Below are 11,374 nucleotides of genomic sequence, written 5' to 3' on the forward strand. Positions count from 1 at the left end.
CGAGGCGCGGCGTCGGTCCTGCGGTCGACCGGCCTCGGATCAGGCCGCCATCGCGAGCTCGATCGGCGCCGTCCGCACGTCGGCCTCGACGTCGAGCTCGCTCGGCGCCAGCGGCGGCACCGTCGCGTGCGAGATCTTCGGGTGCACCGGGCGGCGCTCGGTCTCACCCGAGCCGATCAGTTCCTCGTGCAGCTTCTCGCCGGGGCGCAGGCCCGTGAACACGATGTCGGACGTTCCGCCGAGCACGTCGATCATGCGGGTGGCGACGTCGAGGATCCGCACGGGCTCGCCCATGTCGAGCACGAGGACCTCGCCCGGCTCGGCGATCGCGGCCGCCTGGATGACGAGGTGGCAGGCCTCCGGGATCGTCATGAAGTAGCGGGTGGCGTCAGGGTGCGTGACCGTGACCGGGCGGCCGGCGCGGATCAGCTCGGCGAACAGCGGGATCATCGAACCCCGACTGCCGAGCACGTTGCCGAAGCGGACCGAGACGTAGCGGCGGCCGGTCTCGGCGGCGGTCCACGCGGTGAGTCGCTCGGCGATGCGCTTCGTGAACCCGAGGACGCTCGTGGGGTTCGCGGCCTTGTCGGTCGAGATGTTCACCAGCACGGGCACGTCGGCCGCGACCGCCGCGGCCAGCACGTTGCGGGTGCCGAGGACGTTGGTCTTCCACGCCTCGTCCGGGTACTGCTCGAGCATCGGGAGGTGCTTGAGCGCGGCCGCGTGGAAGACGACGTCCGGGCGGCGCACCCGCATCACGCGCTCGATCGCGTCGGCGTCGCGGATGTCGGCGAGGACCACGTCGCTCGTGTCGAGCAGCCCGTGCCCCGAGACCGACACCTGGACCTGCTGCAGTGCGGTCTCGTCGCGGTCGAGCATGATCACCTCGCTGGGCTCCAGCGCCGCGAGCTGCCGGCAGAGCTCGCTGCCGATCGAACCTCCGGCGCCGGTCACGAGGACCCGCTTGCCACGGACGAGGCCGTCGACCTGGGAGAGGTCGGGTGTCGTCGGGCGGATGCCGATGAGGTCGTGGAGGTCGAGACCGTCGATGTCGGACGCGGTTCGGGGCGTGGGGTCGGACATGGCGCTCCTCAGGATGATCGTGGACGTCCCTCCATCCTACCGTCGTGAATGTGAAATAACAATATCGACGGCGTGGTGATCCCAGGGAGCTACTGCGCGATGTTGGCCGTCACCGCGTCGATGTAGGCGGCCCGCTCCTCGCGCGAGTGCGGACGCCCGGGGACGCCCGGCCGCTGCTCCCACGGGAACGGACCCGCCTCGTGCCGGTACTCGATGCCCATCGCCTCGAGCCGGGCGGTGTGCTCGGCGAGGCGCCCGCGGAACTCGGCGGCGTCGCGGGGGCGGGTCACGTCGGCCGACCACAGGGCCTCGGCGAGGGCCGCGACCCGCGGGAACAGCTGGTAGTCGAGCTTGCGGGCGGTGTCGACGTGCTCCGTCCACATGTTGCCCTGACCGCCGACGACGTGGGCACGCTCGTCGTCGGTGAGACCGGACGGGACCGGGTCGAACGCGAAGACGTCGTCGACCGACAGGACGATCGACACCGGGATGGGCTCGGTCGGCAGGTCGCTCTGCCGGTAGTCCAGGTAGACCTGGTCGTCGGGCGCCGAGATGACGTCGTGCCCGCGCTTGGCCGCCGTGCGGGCGCCGGTGAGGCCGCGCCACGACAGGACGGTCGCCGAGGACGACAGCGTGCCGCCCTCGAGGATCTCGTCCCACCCGAACGCGCGCCGCCCGTGTGACTCGACGTGCGCGGCGAGCCGGCCGATGATCCACGCCTGGAGCTGCTCCTCGTCCGCCAGGCCGAGCTCCCGGATGCGCTCCTGCGTGCGGGGGTCGTGCTGCCACTGCACCTTCGGGCACTCGTCGCCGCCGATGCCGATGTACGGGCTCGGGAAGAGCGCGACGACCTCGTCGAGGACGTCCTGGAAGAAGGCGATCGTCGACTCCTCTGCGTTCAGGACGTCCTCGGCGATGCCCCACTCGGTCCACACTTCGACCGGCTCGTCCGGGTGCACGCCCAGTTCCGGGTAGGCGGCCAGTGCTGCGCGCACGTGTCCGGGCGTCTCGATCTCGGGCACGACCGTCACGAACCGGTCGGCGGCGTACGCGACGATCTCGCGGATGTCGTCCTGCGTGTAGTACCCGCCGTGCGGGCGTCCGTCGAACGCTGCGGGCCGCAGCACGCCGTCGTCGTCCAGGACGTGCGCGCCGACCTGCGACTCACGACGCCACGAGCCGACCTCGGTGAGCCGTGGGTACTTCCGGATCTCGATGCGCCAGCCCTGATCCTCCGTCAGGTGGAAGTGCAGGCGGTTGATGCGGTGCGCGGCGAGCTGGTCGACGACGCGCATGACCTCGTGCTTCGTCCGGAAGTGACGGCAGACGTCGAGCATCACGCCGCGCCAGGCGAACGCCGGGGCGTCCTCGACCACGGTGGCCGCGACCGTCCACGGTCCCGTGCCGACGCGTCCGTGCCGGTACACGTCGGCGGGCAGGGACTGCAGCAGTGCCTGCACGCCGTAGAACACGCCGGCGGCAGACCCCCCGACGATCTCGATCCGCGCGGGGGAGACCGTGAGGCGGAAGGCCTCGCTGCGGTCGTCCGGTGCGGTCGAGGGGCCGGACGGCAGCCCCTCGGCAGCGGCGTCGCCGGCGACCCGGAGCGCGATGACGTCGTCCCCCTCGTGACGCTCCGTGTCGCGCACCGGCAGGCCCGTCGAGCCGCGCAGGGTCTGCTGCAGGTACAGTCGCACCGACTCCGTCTGCGCGTCGGCGGCGATGCGTGTCGACGGGGTGAGCTCGAAGGCGCCGGGACCCGCTTCGGAGCGGCGCGGGCGGGGGATCAGCATGTCGGGGTCCACCATTCCTCAATGGTCTTTCGTAATATGGAGGCTATGGCCGTGCAGGAGATCGTGTCAACGCCCGACGGGACCGCCACCCCCGGCGCCGTCCTCGGGACGAACCCCGGCGTGCTCCGGATGATCAACTCCCGGGCCATCCTCGACGAGCTCCTCCGTGACGACGCCTCACGCACCGTCACCGAGCTCGGCCGGGCCGTGGGGCTGTCCCGTCCGACGGTGGAGGCCGCGCTCGCCGACCTGGTCGACGAGGGCTGGGTGGTCGAGGCCGAGGCGATCGCGACACCGAACAAGGCCGGACGCCGCGCCAAGCGGTTCACCGTCGACGCCTCTGCGGGCGCCGTGCTCGGGGTCGACCTCGGACTGCACGGCATCGTCGGGCTGCGGGCCGACCTGCGCGGGGTCACGACCGCCCGGGTCGAGGAGCACTACGCCGACCTCACCTCGGCCGACCAGGCGTGGGCGAGCGTGCAGGACGTCGTGCGTCGGCTCACCGACGGCGTCGACACGGACCGGGTCCTCGCGGCGACGTTCGGCGTCCCCGCCGTCGTCGACCGGTCCGGCGCGATCGACTACACGGTGGCGGCGCCGCAGTGGGTCGAGTCGCGGGTCCCCGGTCGGATCCAGGACCTCTTCCCCGGCGCCGCGACCTTCTTCGACAACGACGCGAAGCTCGCCGCCACGGCCGAGGCGATGTGGGGGCGCTTCCGCGGGGTCGAGGACGCGCTCTACCTGGTCATGGGACGGCAGATCGGCGCGTCCTCCATCGTGGGCGGCGCGCTCGCGCGCGGTGCGCGGGGCGCAGCCGGTGAGGTCGGCGGCCTGGCGTCGACCGGCTGGCCCACCGCGCCGGCCCGACTGGAGGCACGGATCGCCTCGGGCACGGACGTCGAGTCCGTCTTCGTCGCGGCCGGGCAGGGCGACGCCGCAGCCGTCGACGTCGTCCGCGCGTTCGCGGCCGACGTCTCGCCCGGTGTCGTGCAGCTCGTCACGACGCTCGACCCGGAGGTGGTCGTCGTCGGGGGCGAGGTGCTGCCCGCGGCGGGCGTGTTCGCCGAGGCGCTCGCCGAGGTCGTCGTCCCGCAGCTCCGGCACCCCGTCGAGGTCACGCCGTCGACGGTCGGGCGGGACGCCGTGGCGCGGGGCGCCCTCGCGCGGTCGTTGCGCCACGTGCGGACCGCGCACATGGGTCTCGCCTGACGGTCGCACCCCGACCCGGCACGTCACGGCTGACGTCCAGGAGTCGTGCCGGAGCCTGACAGGCCGCTCAGGGAACATCGAGGCATGACGACTGCCCTCGCCGCCGCTCCCGACTCCGAGATGGGTGGGCTGTCCGGGCTCGTCCTCCGCCTGATCGACGCGCTCGGCGAATGGGGCGTGGCGCTCATGCTGTTCGTCGAGACGGTGTTCCCGCCGATCCCGTCCGAGGTGATCTTGCCGCTCGCGGGCTTCCTCGCCGGAGCCGGCCAGATGAACCTCGTGCTCGTGCTCGTGCTCTCGACGCTCGGCTCGTACCTCGGGGCCCTCGTGCTCTACTGGCTCGGTGCAGCCGTCGGCTTCGAGCGGACCGTCCGCCTGCTCGGCAAGCTTCCCCTCGTCGACGAGGACGACTTCCGCAAGGCAGCGGCCTGGTTCCACCGACACGGCCGGAGCGCGGTGTTCTTCGGCCGGTTCGTGCCGATCGTGCGGAGCCTCATCTCGCTGCCGGCCGGAGCGGACCGGATGCACCTCGGGACGTTCTCGCTGTTCACGATCATCGCGAGCGGGATCTGGAACGCGGGGCTCGTGCTCCTCGGTGCGGCGTTCGGCACGCAGTACGAGCGGGTCGAGCAGTACACGGAGTGGATCGACCGGGTCCTGTACGTCGCGATCGCCGCCGTCGCGGTGACCTTCGTCGTGCGCCGGGTGCGTCGGATCCGCGCCGAGCGGGCCCTCCGGGGAGCCCGCGGCCGCCGTCGCGCGACGGCGGCCGAGGACTGACGGTCAGGCCCCGAGAGCAGGCCTCAGAGCGGTCAGGCCTTCGACAGGGCCGACTCCTTGTGGGCGGCCTTGTTGCCCGACTTCTCGGACTCCACGATCCAGTACGGGTCGTCGTCGGTGGGCCTGAAGTCCTGCCCCTCGAACGTGAAGTCCTTCGTCTTCTTCTCGACCAGCTTGCCGGTCGTCTTCCCCTGCGAGGTGTTCCAGTGCACCTCGTCGCCCTTCGACAGCGCCATCGTGTCCTCCTTGCGCGTGAACGCTCATCCGTTGCAGGACTGCCTACACCCCCGCATCCCGCGTGGACACAGGGAAGCAGGGGGCATCACGATGTCGTAACGGGGCCGCGGACCCGCATGCGGACGCGTAGCCTAGGGCTCGAGTCACCCAGACGGCAACCGCCGTTCCTCCCGGCTCCCGACGGAACGACGTGCAATGACCCTGCTGGACAGCGCGAGAGCCGACACGGTCCTCGCCGGTCGGTACCGGCTCGTCCGCCTGATCGGCACCGGCGGCATGGGGTCCGTGTACGAGGCCCGTGACGAGCACACCTACCGCGCGGTCGCGGTCAAGCTGTTCGCCACGCCCGACTCGATGACCACGGCCGACCGGGTCCGCCAGGAGCGCGAGATCCGGTTGCTCAGCATGCTGTCGCACCCGGGGCTCGTCCCGCTGTACGACGCCGGCACGCACGAGTTCGAGGACGGTCCGCACCGGTTCATCGTGATGGAGCTGATCAAGGACACGACCCTGCTCCGCCGGCTCGCGAGCGGCCCGCTGCACAACTACGAGGTCGCCGACCTCGGGGCACAGCTCGCCGACGCCCTCGCGTACGTGCACTCGCGCGGGATCGTCCACCGCGACGTGAAGCCGGCCAACATCCTCATCAACGACGAGGGGTCGTCCGGGTTCACGCGCACCGTCAAGCTCACCGACTTCGGGGTGGCGCACTTCGTCGACGGGTCGCGTCTGACGAACGACGGGACGATCATCGGGACCGCCGCGTACCTCAGCCCCGAGCAGGTGGCGGGGGAACCCATCGGCTTCGCGACCGACGTCTACTCGCTCGGCCTCGTGCTGCTCGAGGCGCTCACCGGCAAGCAGGAGTACTCGGGAACGCTGATCGAGGCGGCACTCGCCCGGCTCCGGCGTGACCCCGAGGTGCCGGACGGTGTCGCGCGCGAGTGGCGGGACCTGCTCACCCGGATGACCGATCGCGATCCCGAGAAGCGTCCGACGGCGGTGGCCGTGGCGAACGCGCTGCGCGGCGGATCGACCCAGATCACGGGGCCGCTGCCGCTCGGACCGGACCGCAACCGCCACAAGCACGCGCACAAGCTCCACCGCGCGGCCCACCGCCACGCCAAGCGCGGCACGTTCGACCTCAAGCGGCGGTGGCGTCGGCGCAACGTCCTGCTCGGGTCGTTCGCCGCGTTCGGCCTGCTCGCCGCGTGCGCGGCGTCGTACCTGGCGGGCGTCGTCCTGCACTGATCGGGTCGGCACCGATCGGGTGCGACCCCGACGGTCGGCACTGGCAGGATGGACGGCATGACCGACCAGCGCTGGATCAAGATCTGCGGCCTCTCCACCCCCGAGACGGTCGACGCGGCCGTGGATGCCGGTGCCGACGCGGTCGGGTTCGTGTTCGCCGCGGGAAGCCCGCGGACGGTGACGGCCGACCTCGCGAAGGAGCTCGTCGAGCGCGTGCCCGAGGGCATCGACGCCGTGGGGGTCTTCCGCGACCAGCAGATCGACGAGGTGGTCGGCATCGCGTCGGCCGTCGGGCTCACGACCCTGCAGCTGCACGGGGGCGAGGCCGCGTCCGACTTCGCCCGGGCACGGGACGCCGGCTTCTTCACGATCCGCGCCGTCGCTGCCGACGACTACCTGCGCGAGACCGAGGCACAGCGGGCCGCGTTCGACCACGACCTCCTGCTGCTCGACGCCGCCGTGCCGGGCAGCGGCCGACTCGTCGAACCGTCGACCCTCGCCGGCAAGGTCGACGAGGCGTGGATCCTGGCGGGCGGGCTGACGCCGGCGAACGTGGTCACCGCGGTCGAGGCGCTCGACCCCGACGGTGTCGACGTGTCCAGCGGGGTGGAGTCCGAGCGGGGCGTGAAGGACGCAGCGAAGATCCGCGCGTTCGTCGAGGCGGTCCGCAGCATCCCCTGAGCCGCTGCTCCGCGCCTCCCGTCCGTCCCGCCGGAGCGACGGACGCGCCGCGACGCCCGCGCGTCAGCGCAGTGTCGGGATCAGCTCCGTGAGGAACGTGTTCGTGTCCTCCCAGCCCTCCACGGCGTGGCAGGGGACGCCGAGGGCCTTGACGGGGTAGTCGTTGCCCTCCGGGTCGAGCCGGTCCCCGACGAAGAGCATGTCGTCGAGCGCGATGCCCGTCAGCTCGGCGAGTCGACGCATGCCGTACGCCTTGTCGATGCCCTTGCGGGTGATGTCGATGCTCGTCGAGCCGCCGGAGCGGACCTCGAGGTCGGGGAGCTGCTCCTGCACCAGGCGGCGGAGGTGGTCCTTCTTCTCGCCCGTCGGGTCCCACTGCTTCTTGACGTCGACCGGAGCGGTCTGCCCGAGCGCCGAGAAGGTGATCTGGGAGCCGCGGTCCTCGAGGATGTCGCCCCAGGTCCGTGCCTCCCAGTAGCCGGCCTGCTTCGCCTGCTCCTCGACGGCGGCGAGCGCGCGGGACTTCTCGTCGGCCGTGAGGTCCTCGGCGTACTGCAGCGCCCACTCGCCCGCCTGCCAGCGGTAGTACCGCGTGCCGCAGGTCGGGAGGAGGTGGAGGTCGTCGAGCGTCAGGCCCTCGCGGTGCCGGAGGGGTGCGACGAGCTGCTGTTCGAACTGGTGGAAGTTGCCGCCGGAGATCACCGCGACGGGCACGACCTCGAGCAGGGACGCGAAGGTCTCGAGCATGGCGGGGTCGAGCGGCGACTTCGACGGGGCGAGGGTGTCGTCCAGGTCGAAGGCGACGAGGCGGGGCGTGGTCATGCTCCGATCCTGCCAGAGCGCGACCGGCCGCACCCGGGAGCGACGTCCGACGGCGACGTCCGCGGTGGTGCGGGCGCCGCCGTCGGACGGGCGGGTCACTCCTTGACGAGCACGACCTCGTCGAGCGGGAGACGCGTCCGGGGAGCGACCTCGCGCTCCGCGGCCTTCTCGTCGAGCTGCGACGGGTCCGCGACGGTGCCGACGGCGGTGACGGTGAACGGCAGGAAGCGCTCGGACAGCCCGAACGCGGCACGCAACCCCTCGACGTCGATGCCCGCCATCTGGTGCACGTGCAGCCCCTCGGCGTGTGCCTGGACGGTCAGGGCGGCGAGCGACTGGCCGAGGTCGTACTCGGCGTACCGGAGCTCCTCGCCGGCCTCGTTCACCGTCTCCACGATGCCGACGACCAGGGCGCTCGCGCGGAACGCCCACGCGGCGTTGAAGCCGAGCAGGTTGTCGTTGATCTTCCGGAACGTCTCGGTGCCGCGGCGGCCGGCGACGAAGCGGCGCGGCTGCAGGTTCATGGCGGACGGTGCCCAGCGGGCGGCCTCGAGGACGGCGTCGAAGGAGGCGTCCGAGAGGGTGGCGGTCTCGTCGTAGGAGCGTGGGCTCCAGCGCTCCTCGAGGAGCGGCACGAGGGGCTGGCTGGCGTCGGTCGAACGGGTGAGCGTCTGCGAGGTCATGCCGCGTGCAACGACGGTCGGGTCGTCCGCATTTCCCACCTGTACGAGGTCACACGGAACCGGGGTGCCAGGATGGGACCGATGGGTGGCGTCTTGACCGGGTTCGCGATCATCGGCGCGATCATCGCCGCCGGGTACGTCGTGGGACGCACGGGGCTGCTCGGACCACACGCGCAGTTCGTGATGAGCCGGCTCGCGTTCTTCGTGCTGATGCCGTGCCTGCTGTTCCACACGATCGCCACGGCCGACATCGCCGCCGTGGTGTCCCCGGTGCTCTGGGTGTCGCTCGTCAGCGCCCTGGTCGTCGCGCTCCTCGCCGCCGTGGTGTTCCGGGTGGTCCTGCGGCGACCGCTGGCGACCACGACGGTCGGAGCGCTGGCGTCGAGCTACGTGAACGCGAACAACATCGGCCTGCCGGTCGCGGTGTACGTGCTCGGTCAGGCCACCGCGGTCGTGCCGGTGATCCTGCTGCAGCTCGTCGTGCTCGCCCCGGTCGCGCTCACGGTGCTCGACACCGCCACCTCCGGGTCCGGCAGCTGGCCCCGACGGATCGCCGGGCCGTTCCGCAACCCGATCATCATCGCGTCGCTCGTCGGACTCCTCTGCTCGGCGCTGCACGTCGAGCTGCCGCAGCCCGTGCTCGAGCCGTTCTCGCTCGTCGGCGCCGCGGCAGTGCCGGTCGTGCTGCTGTCGTTCGGCCTCGGACTGCACGGGTCCGCTCCGCTGCGCGACCCCGCCATCCGGACCGACGTCGTGGTGGCGTCCGTGCTGAAGCTCCTGGTGATGCCCGCCGTGGCGTTCGTGGTGGCCCGGTCCGTGTTCGGCCTGGGCGCCGAGCACGTGTTCGTCCTGACCACGCTCGCGGCGCTGCCGTCGGCGCAGAACGTGTTCAACTACGCGCAGCGGTACGGGGCGGCGGTGCCGGTGGCGCGTGACGTCGTGCTCGTCTCGACCGTCGGGTCGGTGCCGGTCCTCGTCGCGATCGCCGCGCTGCTGCACCCCTAGGTGCGCGCTGCGCGGTGCCGGTGGCGACGGCGCGGCGGACGGGAGGCGCGGGGCGGGAGCGCGCCGTGCCTCCCGTCCGGTGGGTGGCCGGCGGGACGCCGCGCCGGTGCCGCCTGTCGGGGTGGTGCCGCGTCGGTGCGCCTGCGGGCGCGCCACCGCGCCCGCGTCAGAAGATCATCGGGCGGTCGTCGTCGAGCGAGGTGTCGAGGTCGAGGTCGACCGTCACGGGCACGTGGTCGCTCGGGGCGTCGCCCTTCCGCTCGTCGCGGTGGATCGCCGCATCGGTCACGACGTCCGCGAACGCCCGCGAGCCGAGCACGAAGTCGATGCGCATGCCCTCGTTGCGCGGGAACCGGAGCTGCTTGTAGTCCCAGTACGTGTAGCCGTCGGGCACGATCGGACGGACGACGTCCTGCAGGCCACGCTCCTCGAACGCGTGGAAGGCCGCACGCTCCGGCTCGCTGACGTGCGTCGCGCCGGCGAACACCGCCATGTCCCAGACGTCCTGGTCGAGCGGCGCCACGTTCCAGTCACCCATGAGGGCCAGCGGGAGCTCGGGGTCGTCCGTCAGCCACTCCGTGGTGCGGTCGGCCAGCTGTGCGAGCCAGTCGAGCTTGTACGTGTAGTGCGGGTCGCCGAGCTCGCGGCCGTTCGGCACGTACAGGCTCCAGAGCCGGACGCCGTCGACCGTGACGCCGATCGCCCGGGCCTCCACGGGGAGTTCCGGCCCCTCGTGGCCCTTGAGGAAGCCCGGCTGGCCGGGGAAGTCGCGCGTGACGTCCTCCATCGGCAGCCGACTGGCGAACGCGACCCCGTTCCACTGGTTCAGCCCGTGCGCCTCGACCTGGTAGCCGGCCGCCTCGAACGCCTCGGTCGGGAACTGCTCCGGCTTGCACTTGATCTCCTGCATGCCGAGGACGTCGACGTCCTCGCGCACCAGCCAGTCGACGATCCGCCCCACTCGGGTGCGGACGGAGTTCACGTTCCAGGTCGCCACGCGCATGGGTCCGAACCTACCGGTCCCTCCCGGTGGCATGGTGTTCGCTGGACCCACCACCAGGAGCACCGGATCAGAACGGAGTCACCCATGGCAGCCAGCACCGACCGCGTCGACGGCACCACCACCGGCAGCACGACGACGCAGGTGACCACCAAGGGCCGCACGATCATCGACGACGCCGTCGTGGCGAAGGTCGCCGGCATCGCCGCCCGTGACGTCCCCGGCGTGTACGCGCTCGGCGGCAACGCGGCGCGGGCGTTCGGCGCGATCCGCGACGCCATCGGCTCGAGCGCGCTCGGCCAGGGCGTGCGCGTCGAGGTCGGCGAGACCCAGGCGGCGGTCGACGTGACGATCGTCGTCGAGTACCCCACGCCGATGACGGCCGTCGCCGCCGCCGTCCGCGAGGCCGTCGCGGAGGCCGTGACCCGCCTCGTCGGCCTCGAGGTCACCGAGGTGAACGTCGCGATCAACGACGTCGAGATCCCCGGCTTCGGCACCGAGACCGAGGACGCCCCGGGTCGCGTCCGATGAACGCCACCGTCGTCGGCATGGCGACCGGCGCACTGCTCGCCGTCGTCGGCCTGACGCTCGGGGCGTGGGCGTTCGTCGTCGTCGCCGTCTGCATCGTCCTCGGTGCCGTCGTCGCCCGGATCCTCACCGGCACCCTCGACGTGCGGCGGCTGCTCGACGTCCTGCGCGGACGTCGGAGTTCGTCGTGACCGCCGCCGCTTCCGGCGACCAGGGCCGCGACGTCGGTCCGGCCGGTCCGCGGCCCGGCGGCACCGTGCCCGGCGGCACCGTGCCCGGCGGGGCCGTGCCCGGCGGGGCCG

The 11,374-nt window shown here is 72.1% G+C and carries 12 protein-coding genes and 1 pseudogene; 7 read left to right on the top strand and 6 right to left on the bottom strand.

What is annotated here, in order from left to right:
• Positions 1-39 precede the first annotated feature (39 nt).
• Together Csp2054_RS15500 and Csp2054_RS15505 are read right to left on the bottom strand one after the other, a co-directional pair.
• Positions 40-1,056, bottom strand: a pseudogene (locus tag Csp2054_RS15500) (UDP-N-acetylglucosamine 4,6-dehydratase family protein); the annotation flags it as partial.
• A 116-nt stretch (positions 1,057-1,172) separates the two neighbouring features.
• Positions 1,173-2,891: a beta-N-acetylhexosaminidase gene (locus tag Csp2054_RS15505; RefSeq protein WP_217990938.1), complete on the bottom strand. Its 1,719-nt coding sequence runs from the start codon at positions 2,889-2,891 to the stop codon at positions 1,173-1,175.
• Between the two features lie 6 nt (positions 2,892-2,897).
• On the opposite strand from Csp2054_RS15505, the gene Csp2054_RS15510 reads away from it, so the two are divergent.
• Positions 2,898-4,085: an ROK family transcriptional regulator gene (locus Csp2054_RS15510; RefSeq protein ID WP_096900359.1), complete on the top strand. Its 1,188-nt coding sequence runs from the start codon at positions 2,898-2,900 to the stop codon at positions 4,083-4,085.
• Positions 4,086-4,169: 84 nt separating this feature from the next.
• Positions 4,170-4,865: a DedA family protein gene (locus Csp2054_RS15515; RefSeq protein WP_096900360.1), complete on the top strand. Its 696-nt coding sequence runs from the start codon at positions 4,170-4,172 to the stop codon at positions 4,863-4,865.
• Positions 4,866-4,897: 32 nt separating this feature from the next.
• On the opposite strand, the gene Csp2054_RS15520 is transcribed toward Csp2054_RS15515, so the two are convergent.
• The gene (locus Csp2054_RS15520; protein WP_096900361.1) at positions 4,898-5,101 is read right to left on the bottom strand and encodes a DUF2945 domain-containing protein; all 204 of its coding nucleotides are present in this window, start codon (positions 5,099-5,101) and stop codon (positions 4,898-4,900) included.
• A 196-nt stretch (positions 5,102-5,297) separates the two neighbouring features.
• Here Csp2054_RS15520 and Csp2054_RS15525 point away from each other — a divergent pair, with 196 nt between their 5' ends.
• Both Csp2054_RS15525 and Csp2054_RS15530 read left to right on the top strand, forming a co-directional pair.
• On the top strand, positions 5,298-6,353 hold the full coding sequence (locus tag Csp2054_RS15525) for a serine/threonine-protein kinase (RefSeq protein WP_096900362.1): 1,056 nt from the start codon (positions 5,298-5,300) through the stop codon (positions 6,351-6,353).
• 57 nt (positions 6,354-6,410) lie between these two features.
• Positions 6,411-7,034 carry a phosphoribosylanthranilate isomerase gene (locus Csp2054_RS15530; RefSeq protein WP_096900373.1) on the top strand — a complete coding sequence of 208 codons (624 nt, stop codon included), beginning with the start codon at positions 6,411-6,413 and terminating at the stop codon, positions 7,032-7,034.
• A gap of 63 nt (positions 7,035-7,097) precedes the next feature.
• Here Csp2054_RS15530 and Csp2054_RS15535 read toward each other — a convergent pair whose 3' ends face one another.
• Together Csp2054_RS15535 and Csp2054_RS15540 are read right to left on the bottom strand one after the other, a co-directional pair.
• The gene (locus Csp2054_RS15535) at positions 7,098-7,856 is read right to left on the bottom strand and encodes an HAD-IIB family hydrolase (protein WP_096900374.1); all 759 of its coding nucleotides are present in this window, start codon (positions 7,854-7,856) and stop codon (positions 7,098-7,100) included.
• A gap of 95 nt (positions 7,857-7,951) precedes the next feature.
• The gene (locus tag Csp2054_RS15540) at positions 7,952-8,539 is read right to left on the bottom strand and encodes a nitroreductase family protein (protein ID WP_096900363.1); all 588 of its coding nucleotides are present in this window, start codon (positions 8,537-8,539) and stop codon (positions 7,952-7,954) included.
• Positions 8,540-8,620: 81 nt separating this feature from the next.
• On the opposite strand from Csp2054_RS15540, the gene Csp2054_RS15545 reads away from it, so the two are divergent.
• The gene (locus Csp2054_RS15545; protein WP_096900364.1) at positions 8,621-9,544 is read left to right on the top strand and encodes an AEC family transporter; all 924 of its coding nucleotides are present in this window, start codon (positions 8,621-8,623) and stop codon (positions 9,542-9,544) included.
• A gap of 166 nt (positions 9,545-9,710) precedes the next feature.
• On the opposite strand, the gene Csp2054_RS15550 is transcribed toward Csp2054_RS15545, so the two are convergent.
• Positions 9,711-10,547: an exodeoxyribonuclease III gene (locus tag Csp2054_RS15550; RefSeq protein WP_096900365.1), complete on the bottom strand. Its 837-nt coding sequence runs from the start codon at positions 10,545-10,547 to the stop codon at positions 9,711-9,713.
• 84 nt (positions 10,548-10,631) lie between these two features.
• Here Csp2054_RS15550 and Csp2054_RS15555 point away from each other — a divergent pair, with 84 nt between their 5' ends.
• Positions 10,632-11,075 carry an Asp23/Gls24 family envelope stress response protein gene (locus Csp2054_RS15555; RefSeq protein ID WP_096900366.1) on the top strand — a complete coding sequence of 148 codons (444 nt, stop codon included), beginning with the start codon at positions 10,632-10,634 and terminating at the stop codon, positions 11,073-11,075.
• Positions 11,072-11,263, top strand: a complete 192-nt coding sequence (locus Csp2054_RS15560; protein WP_096900367.1) for a DUF2273 domain-containing protein — start codon at positions 11,072-11,074, stop codon at positions 11,261-11,263. The genes Csp2054_RS15555 and Csp2054_RS15560 overlap by 4 nt, the downstream gene beginning before the upstream one ends.
• Positions 11,264-11,374: the final 111 nt, after the last annotated feature.

Origin of the sequence: Curtobacterium sp. 'Ferrero' (genome assembly GCF_002412165.1) — a bacterium.
Lineage (GTDB): Bacteria > Actinomycetota > Actinomycetes > Actinomycetales > Microbacteriaceae > Curtobacterium.